This is a genomic window from Rickettsiales endosymbiont of Trichoplax sp. H2, assembly GCF_009690945.1.
Classification (GTDB): domain Bacteria; phylum Pseudomonadota; class Alphaproteobacteria; order Rickettsiales; family Midichloriaceae; genus Aquirickettsia; species Aquirickettsia rohweri.
Map to the genome: position 1 here is coordinate 39977 of NZ_NPHZ01000004.1, position 21575 is coordinate 61551.

Here is a 21575-nt window from a genome sequence, read left to right on the forward strand (position 1 = left end):
TAGTTAACATATCTGGTTCCCTGTCATTGTAAAGATTCTTCATCACCTATGGCAATCCAACAATACTTTATCGCAACAACTGAATTTGTTTAAAAAGACAAATAAATTAGTAAAAAAATTGTATTTTGGTAAACAAGAGGTTAAAATGTTTAATTTAAGAGTGTGAAAATTAAAGGATTTACATGTTTAGTGCAATAGAAAAAGCAATTCAGGCAATAAAAGAAGCCACCCAACCTATTACCCTAAATTTAAGTAATACTAATATCTCAGATAAACAAATTAAACAATTGCTTCAAAGCATTGAAAAATCCAAGTTTCCTATTAGTTTAAGCTTAAAATTTCCGCATCACCCTAATGACGACCCTAGAAATAAAGTTGTATCTGTAGATAATCAAATATTTAACAACATAAAAGCAGGTAAATTAACATCATTAACTGTGAAACAGCAATTATCTGATTCTCATAAAACACGCATAAAACAAATTATTGATGAGTCAAATCACAGTATTATTTTTCGTAGCATTGGTTTAACAATAGCAAGTGATAAATATGTTGAAAAATTGCTAGAAGATTCAGTAAGTGAAAATACTAATGATTTTGATTTATCTGAATTATCAATTACTGATTCACAATTTGAATTAGTCTTAAATGCTATTCAAAACTCTAAAAAACCTGTGAATTTAAAGATATCAAGTAAATTATATGATAACAATAAAGAAGCAATAACTAATGCTATTAAAGAAATAAATGCAAAAGTTATGGCAGTCGGCCCTGGTAGACTATTGCCTAATAATGATAAACATATTGAACAATTGATAGACTATAAAAAAGCAAAAATTATGTCAGCCGGGCTTGGTGAACTATGGCCTGATAAAATAATAATAAGTGATAAACATATTGAAAAATTGATAAACGATCAAAAAAGTGAAAATACTAGATCTTTAGATTTATCTGAAGCATCACTGACTGATTCACAATATGAACAAATAAAAAAATTTATTAATGACTGGACTGTGAAGGACCTGTGGATTTAGTGTTACAGCAACTGAATGAGCAGAATCAACAATTTGTCTATAATATTATTGAAGGAGCAAAAAATACTAGGAATTTATCGTTTAAATACACTAGCTTTATACACCTAAAAATACAATTTCGTGATCATTTAGTTGCATCTTTAGTTAGTTCTATTAATAAAGCAACTTAATCAACTAAATTGATAACTTTAAAATTCCGAAGTTTATCTTTTAGTAGTAGTGATCTGAAGATAAATAATGATGATAATTATAATCTTTCATATAATACACTACTAGAAACACTACAATCGAATAAATTGAACTGGGAAGAAAATCTTAGAAAAGAAGTGTATTTAGGTCCACAAATTAAAAGGATGAGAACTAGTTATGATGAGAAAGATAAAGATAATATGGAATTATGCGGTGAGGGAACAGGAGGGTTGAGAGAAAATGAAATTAAGCAAGGATTAAGAGAGATCAATAATGATGCTAATCTTAATATTGAAACAAACGTATATCATCTTAATACGGTACTAAAAATCAATCAAAAAAATGGTTTATACACAGATGTGATTGATACATTGGATGAAAACTCTGAATTTAAACTGACTATTCAATCATTATTAGGTAATCATTCAGAATACCATGCTTTAGGAATACAAAAAGATGACAGCACCTGTGGGGATAATTGTTTAATTATGTTAAGTGAATTAAGGGGTCTATTTAAAGATAAAAAAGGAGTAGAAATAGGTATATCATATGTAAATGGAATAAAAGGCAATCATGCCGTTATGTATATTGCAACAGCAACGAAAGATGAATCAATACTGAAAACAATAAAACAACTTGCTATGTCGTATAGTAATTTGGGAGGAGAAGAAATAAAAGATGAAGATTGTTATGCTCATAAAGCAATTGGAAACACATCATATTCTAGCGGTCATTATGTAAATTTGGGTAAATTAGATATATTAGCAACAGGAATGTTATTAAATGAGCATTTAGGGCATGATGTATTGGGTGGCAAAGAATTGCAATATTCCTTAGCAATTGTATTGGCAATTACATCATCTGCTTTGGGATATCAAGCAGGAGCTCAAAGTTTTTATATACCGATAGCAAGAGCAGGAATATTTATGTCTAAGGATTATATGAGTAATAATCTAGAAACAAGAGTTTCAGATGCTTTGAATCAACATGATGCAGTAAACCATTATAATCCGTGGGTTATTAGTATTGCGGTAAAAACTGTATGTAATATAGCTTTATCTATAGCAAGCCCATCATTTAAGCATACATTAGCAATAAATACATTGAGTTCAATATCAAGTCAGTTAGAAACAAACCCGAGTCCAGAGCATAAAGCAGTTGGTGGAGTTGTAGCAACAAAACAACTGTTAGAGAATTATACAGCAGGTGATGTGAGTAAAACTTATTATGAATCTGCATCATTAGTATTAGGAGCATTTTATGTTGGTAAAATAGCAACACAACTAAGCGCATTAGGTGAAGCAGAGATTGAAATGCCTGAGTTTAATATATACAGTTTTTTTAATAATAATCCTGTAAGTGAAATTTGGTATAATTAATTTTCACTATCTCTTAGTTCAGCACTTAAGTTTTGCTTTAAAACATTTATAATTTTATTAGATATATCTTCAATTTCTTGATCAATTAAAGTTTTCAGCTTAGGTTGAAGCTTAACACTAAAAGCAACCGATTTTCTATTTAAAGTATCTTGCGGATCTTTATATACATCAAAGATATTAATACTCTCTAGCATATCAATTTTAAGAGATTTAATTGACTTTATTATTTCATTACTTTCAGTATCATCATCAATGTAAATAGCAAAATCCCTAGATATACTCTGCAATTGAGATAAAAACATAGGCTTTCTTTTTTCTAAATTTTTATTAGGTAAATTATCAAAAAATATTTCGCCGCAATAAACATTTTGCTTCATATTAAATTTTTTTAAAATTTTAGGATGTAATTCACCAACATAACCAATTAATTTTTTACCAATATATAACGCTATGCTCTTACCTGGATGATAAATATTATTATCTACCTTATGTATAATAATATTTTGAGGCGACATCTTAATTTCATCAAGCAATGAAAATACATCATCTTTTAAATCATAAAAATCAAATTTCCTCTGTTTTGAGAATATATTTTTATCAATCGCATAACCTGTTCTAAGAATTGTTAAAGATTTCCTCTCAATTAAAGAATTATTATGATCATAATAAACTTTGCCTATTTCAAAAAAAGATAAATCTTTAATCCCCTTTAGTATATTATTTTTTACTGTTTGTAACAATCCAGGTATCAAGCTATTTCTCATAATAGCAAATTCATTACTAATTGGATTAGCTAACTTGATATCATCACCATTAGTAAATAAATTTGCATATGCTTGGCTAATAAAAGACCAAGATATTATCTCAAACAAATTTCTACCAATAAGCATTTTTCTAAAAATAGATTCAAAATCATGAGTTTTAATTCTTAAATCTTCTATAGCATAAAGATATTTATTATTAGATTCTAAATTTTCCAATCCTTTTATTCTTATTATTTCTTCGGCAATATCTGCATTATTTTCAATATCTCCTTGCCTCCAGCTTGGTATATTAAAAATTTCATCCTTTTCCTTTAAAAATCCTAAATTAGAAAGAATTGAATCAATCTCATTTGTCATTAATTTAGATCCAAGAACTTTATTAATAACATTATAATTAATTTTTAATTGCTTAATATGTTTAGGCTCAGAACTTTTAATAAGTACTGAATTACTAATATTACCACCACAATTTTCTAATAGCAGATTAACTAAATTATTCATAAAAGCAGATGTATTAGCATGATCAATCCTTCTCTCAAATCTGAATGAGGATTCTGTTCTAATGTTTAACTTTCTTACAGATTTAGAAATTTGTTCAGGACTAAAGTTTGCAACTTCAATTAAAATATTCTTTGTGCTCTCATCAACCTTACTATCTGCACCACCAATAATACCAGCTATAGAAAGAATTTTTTCATCATCAGAAATAACCAATATATCTTTTGGCAAGTTATATTCATTATTATCCAATGACTTAAAAAATTCTCCTTTTTTAGAAAGTCTGATTTGAATGTTACCTTTAATCTTATCAGCATCATAAATATGATTAGGGCTACCAAATTCGTGCATAGAGAAGTTGGAGATATCAACTACTGGATTATGTGATTTTAAATCAACTAGCTTAAAAAATGACAATATATCACGTTTAATTTCTAAATTATTATTTATATTTTTTATTTTACAAAAAGCTATTTCATAACAATATTCACTATCTATGGAAATTTTTATACCATCTATATTTTGCCCAAATTCAAAATTATTTTGGGAAAAATTTAAATATTTAGACTTTAATTTACCTATATTTTTAGCTGATAAATCTCTTACAATACCATATACTGATGCACAATCGCCTCTATTTGGAGTTAAATTAATATCAATAACTATATCATTCAAATTATATCCATCAGAAAATTTTGTACCTAATTTAATTTTATTATCTAGAACCTCAATAATACCATCATAATCATTACCAAGCAGTAATTCTTGTTCGGAACAAAGCATTCCATTACTATCCACTTCACGAATACTAGATTTTTTTATAACCATTTTATTACTTGGAATTACAGAACCAACAGGTGCAAGTACAACTTTCATTCCAGGTCTAACATTAGAAGCACCACACACTATTTGTAAAATTTCTTTACCATTATTTACTTTACAAACACTTAATTTACTAGCATTAGGGTGCTTACACACTTCAATAATCTCAGCAATTATAAATTGTGAATAAATCTCTTCTTTATTATCGTAATCTTCAACCTCCAATCCAATATTAGAAAGTATCTCAAGAACAGTATTTAAATCTACACTTAAATCAATGAATGATTTAAGCCATTTATAAGTAAGCTTCATAAATTATTACCTGAAGTTTAGTTAAATTACTTTTTTATTTTTAATACTTTTATTAGTATAATACTTAATTTTAGGTTTAGAATTTAACTTAATTACATCAGAAGTAATTGTTATTTCTTTAATATTTTTCTTATTAGAAAAATCAAACATTAAATCAAGCAAAATATTCTCTAATATTGCTCTTAAACCTCTGGCACCAGTTTTTCTTTTGAAAGCAATTTTAGCTATTTCTTTAAATGCATTTTCCTCAAAATTTAATTTAATATCATTTAAATCAAATAATTTTTGATATTGTTGAATTAAAGAATTTTTTGGCTCTTTTAAAATTCTTATCAACATAGATTCATCAAGATCATTTATAGTAACAATCAATGGCAATCTTCCAATAAACTCAGGAATCAAACCATATTTAACTAAATCTTCTGGCTCAACACTATTAATAACATTTGATGCAGAAACATCTTCATCTTTATTTTTTACTACTGCTTCAAAACCAATAGAACTATTTTTCTTTCTCTGATTAATAATCTTATCAAGGCCACTAAAAGCTCCACTGCAAACAAATAATATATTTTTAGTATTAATTTGCAAGAATTCTTGTTGAGGGTGTTTTCTTCCTCCTTGAGGTGGAATAGATGCAACAGTACCTTCCATTAATTTTAACAGCGCCTGTTGCACTCCCTCTCCAGAAACATCTCGTGTTATTGATGGGCTTTCAGATTTCCTAGATATTTTATCAATTTCATCAATATAAATAATTCCCTTTTCTGCTTTTTCTAAATTATAATCAGCTGCTTGTAATAGCCTTACCAATATATTTTCTACATCTTCACCTACATATCCAGCTTCAGTTAATGTTGTTGCATCAGCTATAGCAAAAGGTACATTTAAAATTTTAGCAAGAGTTTGCATTAACAATGTTTTTCCACAACCTGTTGGACCAATCATTAATATATTTGATTTCGCAATTTCAACATCATGAAATTTATTATCAAATTTTGGCTTTTCAAATCTTTTATAATGATTATATACTGCTACTGATAACACTTTTTTTGCTCTTACTTGTCCAATAACATAGGAATCTAAGATCTCATATATTTTTTTAGGACTTATATCGCTTTTTATTAAATTTTTAGTCTCTAATTTATTCTCATTTAACGCTTGAGAACAAAGAGTAATACACTCATCACAAATATATACAGCTACTCCAGATAAAAGCTTTTTTACTTCATTTTGGCTTTTTCCACAAAACGAACAATATAATATTTCTGAATGTCCTTTATTCACTTTGAGTTACCGCTCTTTTAGTAATAATTTTATCTATTAATCCATATTTTTTAGCCTCTTCAGGAGACATAAAATTATCCCTATCTGCATCTTTTTCAATTTTTGAAGATTTTTGACCTGTATGATAACTAAGCAACTTATTAAGCTTATTTTTTAACTGTAATATTTCTTTTGCATGAATTTCAATATCTGTAGCTTGACCACGAAAACCTCCTATTGGCTGATGAATCATAATTCTTGAATTAGGTAAAGCAAATCTCTTACCTTTTTCCCCAGCAGTAAGAAGAAAAGACCCCATAGAACAAGCTTGACCAACACATAAAGTGGAAACATCAGATTTAATATATTGCATTGTATCATAAATTGCTAAACCTGCAGAAACCACTCCACCTGGAGAATTAATATACATAAAAATATCTTTATCAGGATTTTCTGATTCCAAAAACAGAAGCTGAGCAATAATAACTGATGCCATATTATCCTCAACTTGACCACTTAAAAAAACTATTCTTTCTTTTAGCAGCCTAGAAAATATATCAAAAGCTCTCTCGCTTTTAGGAGTTTGTTCAATTACAACAGGAATATAAGACATTTTTATATAACTAAATATATATTTATTTATCTTTAATTTTAGGCAAAACGTTTTTTACAAAATCATCCGTTGTCATTTCAATTTCATTTAATTTAACCTTAGATAAAATAAAATCTAAAGCTTTCTCTTCAAGAATTGGCCCTTTAATTTTTTCTAAATTTTCTGGATTTTTGTAAAATTCCAGTATCTTATCTTTTATTTGAGGATTCTGATTTGCTTGAAGCTCAACTATTTTTCTTAATTCATCATCTGTTATAGAAATATTATTTTCTCTGGTCACTTCAGCCATTATTAAGCCCAGCTTAACTCTCCTTTTTGCAATTTGTTTATACTCAGATTTTAATTCCTCATCAGATTTATCCTTTATATTCTCTTGTTTTCCCTTGTTTTTTTCCACTTCACTCCAGATAATTTCAAAATCTTGCTCAATCATTTTATTAGGTAAATCAAAATCATATTTCTTATCAACTTGATCAAAAAGTTCCTTTTTCATCTTTAACCTAATTGAATTCATGAAGTCAAAATTTAATTTTTGTTTTATTAATTCATTTAATTTTTCTTCAGATTCTACACCTAATTTCTTAAGCATTTCATCAGAAACTTTATCAATCAAAGCTAATTCTTGCACATCAACTATTTTAACTTTAAATACAGCTTTTTTATTTGCTATATCTTCTTTTGGATAATCTTTTGGGAACACTATATCAAAAGATTTTTCATCATTTAATTTACATCCAACTAAATTAGATTCAAAATCTGCTAAAAAAGTATTATCACCAATCACAAGCTCCATAGCATCAGCTTTATTACCATCAAAATCCTTACCCTCAATCTTACCATGGAAATTTATTTTTACTTTATCCCCTACTTTAGTCTTATAATTTGATTCAGCTTTTTTGTATTTTCTAAATTCTTTAAGTAAATTATTTTTTGTCTGAGTTATTTCATCATTAGAAATTTTTATATTTATTTTTTCAACCTCTATACTATCCCACTTTACTTCTGGAACTTCCGGCAATATTTCAAAGCCTATTTTAATAGATAGCCCCTTATCTTCATCAAATGATAGAACTTGCACATCAGGTTTCGAGTATGGAATAATTTTTTTGGAATCAATTAAATTTTTAATAGACTCAGAAATTTTTTCTTGTATTTGCTTACCTGTTTCTTCCTTCCCAACTTTTTGTCTTACAATACTAAGCGGCACCTTACCTTCTCTAAAACCTGGCATTTTAAACGTTTTTGCAGCTTTAGAAACACTTTCTTCAACTTTTGAATTAATTTCTTCAAACGGCACATGCACTTCAAATTCTTTAAAAAACTTTTCGTTTTGCAATTTTTTAATCGTCATTTGATCAATATTTTTTATTTATATTTAGATTCAGGTTTAACAGAATTTTTAAATATATTAAACAATTTTTTTAAATTATTTTTAATAGCAATACCATATAATAAATTAATTATAAAATATTACCCTAAAACATCAAAAATACTTTGTGTATTCATCTTCTTTTTTTTGATTTTATTTGAAATATTTTTCTTTTCAGTTACTGGTTTAGGTTTGTTATTTTTATTTTCTTTAAATTCATCTTTTTTGATTTCTTGCACAATATCAAAAATTTGCTTATGGGAAAAATCTTGTATTACTTTTTCTGATTTTAAATTTTGCTTATATGAATCTCTTTTCTTTTGTTTTAAACTATCATAAACTTTCTTATCCTGATTAGAAAAAATAATCCCATCATTTTCATTAAATTTTATTTTATCGCATTTTTTATTATTTTTGATATAAGGAATATTCTTTAAATCAATTGGCTTTACATAATAGTTATAAGCTTTATATATAACTAACATAAAAATTAATAGACTAATTATAATAACTAATAATTTAATTATTATGCTTCTTAAAGTTTTGGTAATTTTAGAAGAGTAAAATCTTGACTTTTTCGTCTTAATTTTATTTTTACCTTTTTTTAAAGCCATGAAAAACTAATTATAAAAATTCAATAGACTTTCTTAATTTAAATACTCCAAGCATATTAATTACCATAAGAATTCCACCAGAAACACTCATTATTAATATAACTTGTTCTTGATCATAAAATGAGAAAACTATAAATGCAAATATCGAGTATAATATATATAGAAACTGTCCATATTTTTTATTAAGATATTTTGCACATTTTTGACCAACTACTAAATAACCTGTTATCGTTGTAAAACCAGCAAATGTGAAGAGAACGACCATAAAATATTCTACATTTGGTAAATATAATTTCAATGCATTAACCACATATTCAGAAGGCTGCAAACCTTTAACTTGCCACATACCTGTAACCAATAGTATCAAAATACTTATAGTGCAAATCAAAGAATCAGAAAATAGTGCAAATATAGACATCCTAGCTTGCTTTTCTGGATATAAAGTCTGAGTTTCACTTTGTATTATAGAATCATAGCCTATACCTATATCACCAGAATATACTGCTCTAGAAACTCCATAATGCGCAGTTAAAAATATTCCCCCAGATATCAAACCACCTGCTTGAGATTTATAATCGAAAAACGAAGAAAATATTAATGAAAAAACATCTGGCAAATCAGCACTATGATCAAATATTATCCAGATCCCTAAAATAATATACCCAATCATAAAAGGAGGCATCATTGCCGAGCAAACATTTGCAAATCTTTTAACCCCTTTGACTGATGTCAATAATATGAATGTAAGTAATAATCCTATCACTATATATCTTCCATATAAAAATTTAATACCATTTAAATCAATATGACTATTATTAAGTGAAAATACGTTTACAATTGTATCTGTAATAATTAAAAATTGCGACACTTCTGCACCATATATGCATAATAAAATACAAACAAATATTGGTAATATCTTGTTTTTAAAGCCTACACGAAGGTAATACATTGGACCACCATCAAAACCATTTTCATTATTTTTTACTCTATATTTTATTCCTAAGTAAACTTCAGAATATTTTACTAACATTCCCAAGAATGACGCTACCCAAAGCCATATAATACTCCCAGGGCCTCCTAAAGTTACTGTGCTAACGACTGTAACTATATTACCAAGCCCCACCATACCTCCAACTGAAGCAAAATATAATTTTATAGGATGTGTTCCTTGTTTATCTTTTTCAGCACATGCAACCAAATCCTTTATATAGGTTCTTAACCTAAACAGTGCTCTAAATTGAAAAAATTTTGAATAAATTGTAAGAAAAACTCCAACAAATAAAATGATAATTATTCCTATATAATCCCATAAAATAATGTCTAATTGACTTAAAAATCCAAATATTGCTTCTGACATTAATGTAAAATTATTTTATTAGAAGTTTAAATTGATAAAATCTTATACATTACAGCTCTTAATTAAACAATATAATAATTAACTTCAGGCAATAAAATATGCTAAATATTAAAAATTAATTAAAATTCTCTTTTAATTTTATTTAATATGTGCTTAATTCTTATCTAATATTGTTAGGTTATTATAAAAATATGGGAAAACTACATATTACAGATATTTATATAGTTGGGATTTATCTTCTTCTTTGCTTAGCAATCGGTCTTTATAAATCTACTAAAATTAAAACCATTAAGGAATATGCCATTGGCAACAGAAATTTTGCTACGTTTACAATAATAGCAACTATATTTGCCACTTATGTAAGTGCAGGTTGTACTGTAGGAAAAGTAGAGGGAATTTATAATTCAGGTGCACTTTATGGCTTAGCTTTACTTTTTACATCATTCAATTGGTTATTGGTAAAAAACATATATGCAAAGAATATTGGGCAATTTAAAGGTTGCATCACCATGAGTGAGATTATGCAAAAACTTTATGGAAATTATGGAAGTTATATAACAAGTTTTATTTTAATAAGTAAATGTATTGGAGCTATAGCAGTATCTGTAACAGCAGTTGGCTTGCTATTTAATTATTTTTTTGTTTAGATTATGAAACTGGAGTTGCCATAGGTATTGGAATTTTAACAATTTATTCACTTTTAGGAGGAGTGCGTGCAGTTGCACTGACTGATGTTTTCCAGTTTTTAATATTTTTCATAGCATTGCCGATAGCTTGTGGCATAGCATATTCCAAAGCAGGAGGATATAATAATATTATCAATTCTATTCCTAAATCACATTTAACAATATTTAATAATGCTAATTCCACTATACTATTCCTTAGCTATGCTTTTTGGATAATATTGCCAGCTGTTAGTGCACCCTATACACAGAGGCTTTTAATGGCAAAGGATACGAAGCAATTAATGAATTCATACAATGTACTAATGGTACTCTCATTCTTTTTTGCTGTTATTATCTTTGTTTTGGGATTTTCTATAAAAACTATTTTTCCAAATATAGAAGGTAAAATGGCTCTTTATACTTTCATTGGCAGTTTATCTCCAGTTTTTGTTGGCATTATGGTAGCAGGTATGCTCGCAGTAATGATGTCTACAGCAGACTCTTGGCTTAATGCACTAAGTGTTGTTGCCTCTCATGATGTTATAAAAAAGATTTTTCCTAAAATTAATGAAAAACAAGAGCTCTTAATTGCACGAATTGCAACTTGTGTATGTGCTGGAGTTGCAGTGCTCATTGCACTCAAATTTAGGGAGATTTTTAAATTGATAATTTTTGTTGACGCTTTTACTTATACAACTATTTTCGTCCCTTATACTCTAGGATTTTTAAAATTTAAAACAAACTCAATTTCCTTTTTGATCAGTGTTATATCAGGAATTATTGGCACTATATTGGCAAAATTTTATGTGGGAGAATTTGGTATAATAAGCCTTGTCGTAGGAGTGCTAGGAAGTGCGTTAGGTTTCTTTGGAGCGCACTACTTACAGGTTAATTTGGGAATAATTAAAATAGAAAAATCTATATATCAAGAATACAAGCTAACTCTACATCAAAAAATCAAAAGATCTGTAGCAAATTTTATAGATATAAAAAGAAAAAGTGGAAATTAGCAAAACATCATATTACACATTTGCTCTATTCATTATGGCACTTAATATTCCTGTACTAATATTAGGATATAACAACATTAATAATTTTATAAATATCACAACACAATATCTACGATATATTAATTTATTCCTTGCCTTGCTTTTGATAATGAATGAATTTTTTACTAATAAAGTTACTATCAAACTATGGAATTTAATATTATTTTTAACATTACCGTTTTTTCCACATATTTATTTATCTCAAGTGGCTATAACCTTATATGGGGTGTTAACTGCGTTATTTCAATATTTGCATTATTCTTATTTGCCAATTTGTTTTATGCCTGGATATTAGGGATACTAGGAGTGCTAACAGCCATTACTTTATATTTAGGATGTAACCTAGTTGAAGGTTTGGTAATACATAATAAACAAATAAACACAAATTTATTTTCTGCATATTCTACAGTGCTGCTGTTACTGATAATATTTCATGTGATTTATCATAGATTTAGAGAAGATAAAACAAAACAGAGAACATTAGAGATATTAAGTAAATCAATAGCACATGATATGAACACACCTCTTTCTATTGGATTAATGAATGCAGAATTAATAGAAAAGGCATTAGAGAACAATAATCTTGAATACATAAAAAAGTATGTTAAAAATCTAAAAAAATGTAATAAACAAGCTATTCAAGATATTGATGTAATACTTAGTAACACAAAAATTGAAGGTAATACAAAACCTAGGGATTGGGGACAATATTCCGTTATAAAATGTGTCAACGACGCGTTACAAAAATATCATACAGATGAAAACCAGAGAAAAAGAATATTTTTTCTAGATAAAGATAAAAAGAATAAAGATTTTAAATTTGTAGGCTCAGCAACATTGTTGAAATATATAATATTTAACTTATTAAAAAATGCACTAAAATACTCAGGCTATAAAGCTAAGATAGAAATATTTATTAAAAATAATAAATTACATTTTAAGGATAATGGTGTCGGAATTAAAAAAGAAATACTTGCTGACTTGTTCCAGAAATATATCACAACAGAAGGTTATGGAATAGGATTAAATTTCTGCAAAGAATCAATGCTGAAGATGGGTGGTGATATTACTTGCAATAGTATAGAAGGCAAGGAAACAGAGTTTGTTATTAGTTTTAATTAAACTAACTAAATTTGCAGATATATACTTTTAATTATATCTCACTCATACCACCTAATAATTTTTTTGACTTTTGCTTTTTTATAAATAATATAACTTCTTTAAGGGTAGTGGTGAAAAGATCTCTTATAATATTTATAGAAAATTTAAGGCCAATATCATTGGTGAATTAGGATTATTAATGTGGGCAATTTCAGCTACATCAGTTGCTAGTTTAAAAAAAATTCCTACATATGAAATTTTATCAATTGTTTTTTTAATAGGCTTTATATGCTCTGCATCTTATAACACTTATAATCATACCTGGAGAAAAACTTTAGACCATCCTTTTTATATATGGATCATCGGTATAATAGGAATTTTTGGCAACGAAGTTTTATTTATAGAATCTTTTAAACATGCACCTGTTGCACATGCAGACTTAATAAATTTCTTATGGCCAATTATGGTAATATTTTTCTCTTCTCTATTTCCAAAAGAAAAACTTCAATTTCGTTATTTTTTAGCAAGTTTAATTGCTTTTATCGGAATTTATATATTAATTTTTTATGATGAGGGACAAAATATTAATTTTCAACATCAATATATTAAAGGTTATATATATGCTTTATTTGCTGCATTTTTTTGGACTTTTTATACAATAATTTCGAAATTTTATGGAAAATTAAAGCCAGAAATGATTGGAATATATTGTGGTTTAGGATTTATATTATCTTTTTTGATGCATTTAACTTATGAAAAAACTATAATACCAACTCTATCTAATTTCATATCATTAATTTTTATGGGCATAGCTACTCATTGTTTAGCTTATTTTTTTTGGGATTATGGAGTTAAAAAAGGGAATTTTAAATTACTTAGCATACTATCATATTTTAACCCTATAATCTCAATATCAATACTAATTATAGCTGGTTATAGTAAACCTACTTATGCATTATTTATATCCTCATTTCTAATTTTTTCTGCTGGATTAATTGGAGGTTTGACTTGGAAAAAATCAAAATCTCCAAAAAATATTAATTAATTTATATAACTCTTTGATTTAAAGAATTTTACCTTTATACTTTATAGTTAGATATTTTGAAAGTGATACAATGCGTTTATTGATAATTGGCGATTTAAAGGGATCTATAGTCAATGCTGCAAAACTAGCTAAAGAGCAAAATGCAAAAATTTTACACGCTATAGATATAAAATCAGCAATGATTAACTTAAGAAACGGTGAAAATATTGAGTTAATTATTATTGATTCAGAAATGAATATAAAAGAACTTAAAAATACTCTTGAAGCAGAGCATTTTTCTGTACCAATTGTATCATGCGGATTATCTAATAATCCTAAACGAGCTGCTGAAAGTATAAAAGAAGGTGCAATTGAATACATACTATTACCTCCAAACAAAGAAGTTATTGCTGCATTATTTTCAATAATATCTAATAACTCTGAAGATGATAATAACCTGATTTGCTTTTCACAAAGTATGTCAAAAATTATTTCTGTTGCTAAACAAATAGCACCTTCTATTGCAAATGTATTAATTTCAGGACAATCAGGAGTTGGTAAAGAAGTCATTGCCAAATTAATACATAAACACAGTAAAAATTCTCAAAATGATCTCATCTCTATAAACTGTGCTGCAATACCAGAAAATTTATTAGAATCTGAAATGTTTGGGCACGAAAAAGGAGCTTTTACAGGAGCTGCTGAAAGAAGAATTGGTAAATTTGAACAAGCTAATAATAGCACTTTATTTTTGGATGAAATTAGTGAAATGGACTTAAAATTACAAGCTAAATTACTAAGAGCAATCCAAGAAAAAGAAATCTTTAGAGTTGGAGGAAATAAACCTATAAAACTCAACATGAGAATTATTGCTACAAGTAATAGAAATTTAATTTCTGAAGTTAAAAACGGTAATTTTAGAGAAGATTTATTTTATAGATTAAATGTTATCCATTTAGAAATTCCACCACTTAAAAACAGATTAGAAGATATCATTCCTTTATCTGAACATTTTCTACAAAAATATTGTAAAGTAAATAATTTAGGCAAAAAAACATTAGATGAAAAAGCACTGAAAAAATTACAAGTTCATTTTTGGCCAGGAAATGTAAGAGAACTTGAAAATACTATTCATAGATTCATATTAATTTCTACTACCTCAAAAATTGAAGAAAAAGATATATCAATTATAAATACATCAGAAGAAGAAAATTTAGAATCACTTGAAGCAATGGAAAAAAAGGCAATAGATAAAGCGCTAAATAAATATAACAAAAATTATGATTTAGTTGCAAAAGTTTTAGGCATATCTATAAACACATTACAAAATAAACTAAAACATCATCATAAATTAATTTAAATAACTAATTTATTGATAAAATTTATAATTTAGGCGAAAATATGTTATATAAGTTATAAATTTTGACGTAGTGTGTTATGACTTATCAAAAAACTAAAAATAATCAGCCATTAAAAATAGCTGTAGGAACTGATAATTTTAAAGAAATGATCAGTGACTATGATGTATATGTTGATAAAAGCCTCTTTATAAAAGAAATCTTAGATAGTAGTGAAAAAGCGATGTTAATCACTTACCCTAGAAGATGGGGCAAAACACTTAACTTAGATATGCTCAAGGTATTTTTAGAACCTGAGAACAGTAATTGCATACAAAAAACTAACTATGAAGAAAGTTTTTCTTATTTATGTCCTTGGACTTGGTCATTTTCTTATAGCATACATAGATCAACTCTTTGTAATAAAGATTTATTTATAGATAATAAACTGAAAATCTCAGAAGTTAATTCTGGTTATTACATGAAATTTCAAGGTAAGCATCCAGTAATATATATTAGTTTAAAAGAAATAAATGGAAATAACTTAGAAGTAATTACAGATCAATTAAAAAGTCTAATTAAAAACTTATATAAAGATTTTAGATATTTGCTAGATAATAATGAATTACATGATGTAGATAGAAATGATTTTAAAAAATATATTGATATTCAATATGATAAAATTAGATTAGAAAATAGCATAAGTTTTTTAAGTGGACTATTAAAAAATCACTATGGTCAAAAAGTGTATGTATTAGTTGATGAATACGATAAACCCATTAATTCTTTTTTAGAAGATAATCTAGGATTAAAACAACCAGATGAAGAAAATAAGTTAGTAATTAAAATTTCAAAATTAATTTCTGATATATTCTGTTCTCCACTAGCTAAAACTAATCATAATTTAGAAAAATTAATTTTAACAGGAATTTTTGATACTATATATAAAGAAGCAGGATCTGGATGCAATAATGTTTCTCCTTACGGGATTACAGATATAAAATTTAGCAAAAATTTTGGATTTTCAAAACAGGAAGTAACACAATTAATAAATAAATTTCCAGATCAATATCCATTTGATGATAAATCAAAAATCTTAGAAAAAATAACTGATTGGTATGATGGATATCATATTCCTATTAGTACTGAAGAATATATGCACACATATACTCCTTGGGCTGTAATGAAATACTTAAATACTGCTTATTCTACCAAAGACCTTGAGCCTCGAAATTACTGGTCAAAAAGTGGAGCTAGTACAATTTTACAAAAATTATTTACAAAAGAAAAATGTTTAAATAGTCATATTAGTAATAAATTTCTAGAGCTTTCAACTAATAAAACTTTTAAACTGAAATTTGACAACCAAATTTCATTATTTAAATATAATTGGTATCATGATGTTGATAATGAGGAATTTTTTACTTATTTATTAGTAAACTCTGGATATTTTTCTGTTAAAAAATCTGATCAAGATTTTGAGTTTTCTATACCAAATGCAGAATTGTTAGAAGAATTTAAAGAAATACTGCCTAGAGATGATAAACAGTGTGATGAAATTTTAGAAAATTTAAAAAAGTCTAATTACCTAAAAGCTGTAAATTTTATCAAATCAAATGATTATGATGGTTTTTCAAAGATTTTTGAAGAAGGAAAAATAAAATGCCATGATTACAGTATGAATTTCAATTTCTTGCAGTTGTCTATTATATATTCAAGTAATAATATATTTAATTATTTACTTAACTCTACATGTATAGAAGAACTATTTAATTTTAAAGATAATAAATATGGATTATTACCTTTAGATTATGCAATTATATTACAAAAGGATAGTTATTTAGAATCTTTTAAAAAAAATTACCCAGAAGAAGTTGATATTCACATTAATGAATATAATTCATTTACTTTAGCTTTATGTTATGTATCATCACAATTTGATAACTATCCACATTTTTCAAATGGTATAAAAGGAGCAACTTTATTTACATTAATTGGGTTAATAGTAGATTGGACAGGATACATAAAGAACTATTGGGTTCAAAAGCTTATATATGTTCCAGGTATTATCTCTTTATTTGCTGGCAGAAGTAAGATTGATGACAATAATAATATTGAATACTGCAAAGAATATGACTATTATCAATCAATTAACGTAACTGCACCTGAAAAATTTGAAACACTTCAACAATATAGAAAGTATATACAAGATGATCAAGATAACAATACATATGCCTCTATAGGACCATGTACTGATAAAGAGTTAAATAGTTTAGATGTTAATGTTTTTAATAATTCCGTTTATAGTGAAGAAAAAATAGTATTTAATTTATGTGAAATTAGTGCAGCTTAAAAAGAATATAGCTTATAAAACTCTTAATTTTTCAACCATATCCAATTTCTCCCATGTAAAATTATCACCTTCTCTTCCAAAATGTCCATATGCAGCTGATTCAAAATAATTTATATTCTTTAAATTTAATGTATCTATAATACCTTTTGGAGATAAATCAAAATTTTCTTTTATAATTTTAATTATATGATCATCTAAATATCTACTTGTGCCAAAAGTATTAACATATATTGAAAGTGGTTTAGAAATTCCGATGCCATATGATAACTGTACTTCGCATCTACTGGCAATTTTTGCAGCTACAATATTCTTTGCAATATACCTAGCCATATAACTTGCAGATCTATCTACCTTACTAGGATCTTTGCCAGAAAATGCACCACCACCATGCCTTGCATAACCACCATAAGCATCTACAATAACTTTTCTTCCGGTCAAACCACAATCTGCATAAGGCCCACCAATAATAAAACTACCACTAGGATTAATTATATAATTTGTCTTTTCATCCAAATATTTAGCCGGTACTGATTTTTTTATTACATCATTAATTATAATATCTCTTATTTCTTTTTGTGATATATTTTCCTTATGCTGAGTCGATATAAGCACACTATCTATTCTTAAAACTTTTCCATCATTATATTGAACTGTTACTTGACTCTTTGAATCAGGTCTTAGCCAATTAATTTCACCTGACTTACGCTTTTTTGCTAAATTTACTAATAATTTATTTGCATAATAAATAGGTGCTGGCATATATGATTCTGTCTCGTCACACGCATACCCAAACATTATACCTTGATCACCTGCCCCTATACAATTATCTGATTTATCAAAAACACTATCATGTATTTCTTTTGATTGTTTTGATATTAAATTAATAATACTTAAATTATCAGCATTTAAACCCTTAGAAATATCATCATACCCAATATTTTTAATTACTTCATAGACAATTTTTTCTAAATCTACCCATAAATCAGTCTTAATTTCGCCAGAAACAATTATTAGTGAGTTTTTTATCATTGTTTCACAAGCTACAGCACAATTCTTATCTTTTGATAATATTGAGTCTAAAACAGCATCAGAAATTTGATCTGCTATCTTATCAGGATGCCCCTCAGAAACTGATTCTGAAGTAAAAAAAGTCATATGATTTTAAATTAATTTTGTATTGTAAAATTTTTAATTTTTTTCAAAGCAGATTCTTCTATTTGTCTAACACGCTCTGATGAAACATTATATTTCTTGCTTAAAATTTCTAATGTAACTGGAGTTTCAGATAACTTTCTTTGTTTTATAATATCTTGTTCTCTATCATTTAATGAACTTATCGCTTGATTTAAAATTTTTACTCTATTGTCTTTAATTTGCTTATTAGCAAAACTTTCTTCGTGAGATTCAGAAAAATCAGATATAGTATCTATAAATTCAGTACCCTCATCATTATCTAATCTCTCATTTAATGATACAGTTTGATAACTATTTTTAATTATGTTATCTATTTCATTATCATTTTCCCCTTTTATTTTTTCTTTAAGCTTTGAAATATTTGAAAAAAGCTTTTTTTGAAGTATACCTGAACTCACTTTCACCATAGACCATGATTTAATTATATATTCCTGTATACTAGCTTTTATCCACCAAATGGCATATGTAGAAAGTCTATTGCCTTTTTCTGGTTTAAATTTCCTTACTGCCTTCATTAATCCTATATTACCTTCAGAAATCATATCCATTAAAGGTAATCCATAATTACGAAATTTAAGAGCCATTTTTATAACTAATCTCAAATGCGATGTCACTAATTTATGAGCAGCTTGCAAATTTTTATCTTTTATCCATAAATGGATCAATTCATTCTCTTCTTCTTGAGAAAGAATTGGAAATTTTTTCACTTGCTGCATATAAACTGCAACATTTGATTCAGATAATATAGATGGTAAAATAAAGTTGCTACTCATAGCCATAAAAATTTTTATCTCCTATTTATTTATATATTAACAAAAAAATATTATTCAAGAGTATATTAAGTTAATTTATTATAAAATTGCAAATATTTTTCTAAATAATTTTTATCATTTTGATCCAAAAAAGGAACTAAAGAATTATATACCTTTTTATGATAAAGTAAAAGCCATTTTTTTTCATTATCAGTTAATAATTTAATATCAATTAAGTTATATGCAATCGGTGCTAAAGTTAGAGTTTCAAATTGCAAAAATTCTTTATTATTTTTATTCTCTTTAACCACCACAATATTCTCAATTCTTATCCCATATTGATTTGGAATATAATAACCAGGTTCAATAGTAATAATCATATCTGAAAATATTTCTTGGTTATTATATTTACTGATACCTTGCGGACCTTCATGTACTGATAAATAATGTCCAACTCCATGACCTGTTCCATGTGGATAATCTAAACAATATTTCCATAAAAACTGCCTAGCTAGCACATCAATTTGAGAACCTGTAGTTTTTTTAGGAAAAATTAAAGTACTTAAGTTAATTACACCTTTTAATACTAAAGTATAATGTAATTTTTGCTCTTTACTGGGATTGCCAAAACAAAAAGTCCTAGTAACATCAGTTGTACCAAATTCATATTGACTCCCACAATCTAACAAAAATAAATTATCTTTATCAATCACTGCATCATCAGATACATATGGGTTATAATGAATAACTGCACTATTTTTACCAAATGAAGAAATAGTTTCAAAACTCCTACTCTTAAATAATTTATTGTCACTCTTAAATTTCAATAATTTTTTATCTACATCAATCTCAGAAATTTCTTCACCAAAATTAACTTTATTTTCAAGCCAATTAAATAATCTAGTAAGAGCAATTCCATCTTGAATTGTGGCATATTCAAAACCTGCAATCTCAATTTTATTCTTTATTGATTTTAGCAATATGCATGGATCTTTATCATTTACTAAATTTTGAGTATTAAAATTATTTAAAAACCATATAGGTGCCTGAGAATAATCAAATTTAATTGTTTTATTATCCCTATTGATTTCTGCAACTCTTTTTTTAATTTCTTTAAAAGGATATAGTTTTATATATTTATAATTACTTTTTATCTTTTCTAAATCAGAGAAAATTTCCACAACACCATTTTTATCTACTAAACAATAAGCCATAATCAATGGTGTACACTCTAAATCACACCCTCGTATATTTAAAAGCCAACATATACTTTGAGGAGACGTAATCAATAAATAATCCGTATTAAATTTCTCTAATACCTTATGTATTTTTTCTTTTTCAGTCTCAGATGTATACTTTGCATCTAAAATAAATGGGGCTTTAGTTTTAAACTTTATATCTCTCTTCCAAATTTCATCAACTAAATTTGTTTCTACAGATACTAGCTGTATATTCTTTCTATATTTTAAGTAATTTTTGAAATAATACTCTATATTTTTTTTTGTAAAAATTAATGGATCATATCCAATAGAATACTCATCAACAATTTTGCTAAATATCTCATGATAAATGCTATCTATATTTTGCATATCATATATTACGAAATTATCACCAAGTTGGTTGTTTGCTTGTGTAATATATCTACCATCAGTAAAAAAATAATTTTTATCCAGTGTAATTAATACTAGACCATTTGAACCAGTAAAACCTGTTAGCCATTTTAATCTCTGAAGACACTCAGGACTATATTCATTTTGGAATTCATCAAAACTAGGTATTAAATAACCATCTAAATTATTTAATTTTAGCAAATTTATTATTTTATCATTATCCATATATCAGCACCTTCCATAAATATTATTTTCAAATTACTTTATTATTAT

General features: G+C 26.7%; 17 protein-coding genes. 8 read left to right on the top strand and 9 right to left on the bottom strand.

Going from position 1 to position 21575, the window contains the following annotated elements:
- Window positions 1–182: 182 nt before the first annotated feature.
- Window positions 183–1034 carry a hypothetical protein gene (locus tag h2es_RS05100; RefSeq protein ID WP_154511999.1) on the top strand — a complete coding sequence of 284 codons (852 nt, stop codon included), beginning with the start codon at window positions 183–185 and terminating at the stop codon, window positions 1032–1034.
- A 179-nt stretch (window positions 1035–1213) separates the two neighbouring features.
- Window positions 1214–2602 (top strand): hypothetical protein, encoded by a 1389-nt coding sequence (locus h2es_RS05105; RefSeq protein WP_154512001.1) that lies wholly within the window; start codon window positions 1214–1216, stop codon window positions 2600–2602.
- Here the strand turns inward: h2es_RS05105 and pheT are convergent.
- The 6 genes from pheT to h2es_RS05135 all read right to left on the bottom strand — a co-directional run bounded on the left by pheT (window position 2599) and on the right by h2es_RS05135 (window position 10217).
- Window positions 2599–4998 (bottom strand): phenylalanine--tRNA ligase subunit beta, encoded by a 2400-nt coding sequence (pheT, locus tag h2es_RS05110; protein ID WP_154512003.1) that lies wholly within the window; start codon window positions 4996–4998, stop codon window positions 2599–2601. The two genes, h2es_RS05105 and pheT, sit on opposite strands and share 4 nt — an antisense overlap.
- Window positions 4999–5019: 21 nt before the next feature.
- Window positions 5020–6285: an ATP-dependent Clp protease ATP-binding subunit ClpX gene (clpX, locus tag h2es_RS05115; RefSeq protein ID WP_326845011.1), complete on the bottom strand. Its 1266-nt coding sequence runs from the start codon at window positions 6283–6285 to the stop codon at window positions 5020–5022.
- A complete protein-coding gene (gene clpP, locus h2es_RS05120; RefSeq protein ID WP_126045123.1) occupies window positions 6278–6877 on the bottom strand; it encodes an ATP-dependent Clp endopeptidase proteolytic subunit ClpP in 600 nt (199 codons plus the stop codon). Before clpP ends, clpX begins: the two co-directional genes overlap by 8 nt.
- Window positions 6878–6899: 22 nt before the next feature.
- Window positions 6900–8228: a trigger factor gene (gene tig, locus h2es_RS05125; protein WP_154512005.1), complete on the bottom strand. Its 1329-nt coding sequence runs from the start codon at window positions 8226–8228 to the stop codon at window positions 6900–6902.
- Between the two features lie 119 nt (window positions 8229–8347).
- Window positions 8348–8860: a hypothetical protein gene (locus tag h2es_RS05130; RefSeq protein ID WP_126045083.1), complete on the bottom strand. Its 513-nt coding sequence runs from the start codon at window positions 8858–8860 to the stop codon at window positions 8348–8350.
- 10 nt (window positions 8861–8870) lie between these two features.
- The gene (locus tag h2es_RS05135) at window positions 8871–10217 is read right to left on the bottom strand and encodes an amino acid carrier protein (protein WP_154512007.1); all 1347 of its coding nucleotides are present in this window, start codon (window positions 10215–10217) and stop codon (window positions 8871–8873) included.
- Window positions 10218–10408: 191 nt separating this feature from the next.
- Here h2es_RS05135 and h2es_RS07820 point away from each other — a divergent pair, with 191 nt between their 5' ends.
- The 6 genes from h2es_RS07820 (at window position 10409) to h2es_RS05170 (ending at window position 17746) form a co-directional block, all read left to right on the top strand.
- The gene (locus h2es_RS07820; RefSeq protein ID WP_154512009.1) at window positions 10409–10864 is read left to right on the top strand and encodes a sodium:solute symporter family transporter; all 456 of its coding nucleotides are present in this window, start codon (window positions 10409–10411) and stop codon (window positions 10862–10864) included.
- Window positions 10865–10905: 41 nt separating this feature from the next.
- A complete protein-coding gene (locus h2es_RS05150; RefSeq protein WP_326845012.1) occupies window positions 10906–11892 on the top strand; it encodes a sodium:solute symporter family protein in 987 nt (328 codons plus the stop codon).
- A gap of 186 nt (window positions 11893–12078) precedes the next feature.
- Window positions 12079–13053 (top strand): sensor histidine kinase, encoded by a 975-nt coding sequence (locus h2es_RS05155; protein ID WP_154512015.1) that lies wholly within the window; start codon window positions 12079–12081, stop codon window positions 13051–13053.
- A 178-nt stretch (window positions 13054–13231) separates the two neighbouring features.
- Window positions 13232–14077, top strand: a complete 846-nt coding sequence (locus h2es_RS05160) for a DMT family transporter (RefSeq protein ID WP_154512017.1) — start codon at window positions 13232–13234, stop codon at window positions 14075–14077.
- Window positions 14078–14147: 70 nt separating this feature from the next.
- Window positions 14148–15416 (top strand): sigma-54-dependent transcriptional regulator, encoded by a 1269-nt coding sequence (locus h2es_RS05165; protein WP_154512019.1) that lies wholly within the window; start codon window positions 14148–14150, stop codon window positions 15414–15416.
- A 77-nt stretch (window positions 15417–15493) separates the two neighbouring features.
- On the top strand, window positions 15494–17746 hold the full coding sequence (locus h2es_RS05170) for an AAA family ATPase (protein ID WP_154512021.1): 2253 nt from the start codon (window positions 15494–15496) through the stop codon (window positions 17744–17746).
- 12 nt (window positions 17747–17758) lie between these two features.
- On the opposite strand, the gene metK is transcribed toward h2es_RS05170, so the two are convergent.
- From metK to h2es_RS05185, 3 genes are read right to left on the bottom strand one after another with little or no spacing between them, the layout of a single operon-like run.
- Window positions 17759–18901 (bottom strand): methionine adenosyltransferase, encoded by a 1143-nt coding sequence (gene metK, locus h2es_RS05175; protein ID WP_154512023.1) that lies wholly within the window; start codon window positions 18899–18901, stop codon window positions 17759–17761.
- A gap of 11 nt (window positions 18902–18912) precedes the next feature.
- Window positions 18913–19719, bottom strand: coding sequence for an RNA polymerase factor sigma-32 (locus h2es_RS05180; RefSeq protein ID WP_154512025.1), 807 nt, complete (start codon window positions 19717–19719; stop codon window positions 18913–18915).
- A 59-nt stretch (window positions 19720–19778) separates the two neighbouring features.
- Window positions 19779–21527 (bottom strand): aminopeptidase P family protein, encoded by a 1749-nt coding sequence (locus h2es_RS05185; RefSeq protein WP_154512027.1) that lies wholly within the window; start codon window positions 21525–21527, stop codon window positions 19779–19781.
- Window positions 21528–21575 lie beyond the last annotated feature (48 nt).

Excerpts from the sequence above, each read along its gene's own strand:
- h2es_RS05100 (WP_154511999.1), top strand. The coding sequence starts at position 183 with ATGTTTAGTGCAATAGAAAAAGCAATTCAGGCAATAAAAGAAGCCACC.
- pheT (WP_154512003.1), bottom strand. The coding sequence starts at position 4,998 with ATGAAGCTTACTTATAAATGGCTTAAATCATTCATTGATTTAAGTGTA.
- clpP (WP_126045123.1), bottom strand. The coding sequence starts at position 6,877 with ATGTCTTATATTCCTGTTGTAATTGAACAAACTCCTAAAAGCGAGAGA.
- tig (WP_154512005.1), bottom strand. The coding sequence starts at position 8,228 with ATGACGATTAAAAAATTGCAAAACGAAAAGTTTTTTAAAGAATTTGAA.
- h2es_RS05130 (WP_126045083.1), bottom strand. The coding sequence starts at position 8,860 with ATGGCTTTAAAAAAAGGTAAAAATAAAATTAAGACGAAAAAGTCAAGA.
- h2es_RS05135 (WP_154512007.1), bottom strand. The coding sequence starts at position 10,217 with ATGTCAGAAGCAATATTTGGATTTTTAAGTCAATTAGACATTATTTTA.
- h2es_RS07820 (WP_154512009.1), top strand. The coding sequence starts at position 10,409 with ATGGGAAAACTACATATTACAGATATTTATATAGTTGGGATTTATCTT.
- h2es_RS05155 (WP_154512015.1), top strand. The coding sequence starts at position 12,079 with ATGGAATTTAATATTATTTTTAACATTACCGTTTTTTCCACATATTTA.
- h2es_RS05160 (WP_154512017.1), top strand. The coding sequence starts at position 13,232 with ATGTGGGCAATTTCAGCTACATCAGTTGCTAGTTTAAAAAAAATTCCT.
- h2es_RS05165 (WP_154512019.1), top strand. The coding sequence starts at position 14,148 with ATGCGTTTATTGATAATTGGCGATTTAAAGGGATCTATAGTCAATGCT.
- h2es_RS05170 (WP_154512021.1), top strand. The coding sequence starts at position 15,494 with ATGACTTATCAAAAAACTAAAAATAATCAGCCATTAAAAATAGCTGTA.
- metK (WP_154512023.1), bottom strand. The coding sequence starts at position 18,901 with ATGACTTTTTTTACTTCAGAATCAGTTTCTGAGGGGCATCCTGATAAG.
- h2es_RS05180 (WP_154512025.1), bottom strand. The coding sequence starts at position 19,719 with ATGGCTATGAGTAGCAACTTTATTTTACCATCTATATTATCTGAATCA.
- h2es_RS05185 (WP_154512027.1), bottom strand. The coding sequence starts at position 21,527 with ATGGATAATGATAAAATAATAAATTTGCTAAAATTAAATAATTTAGAT.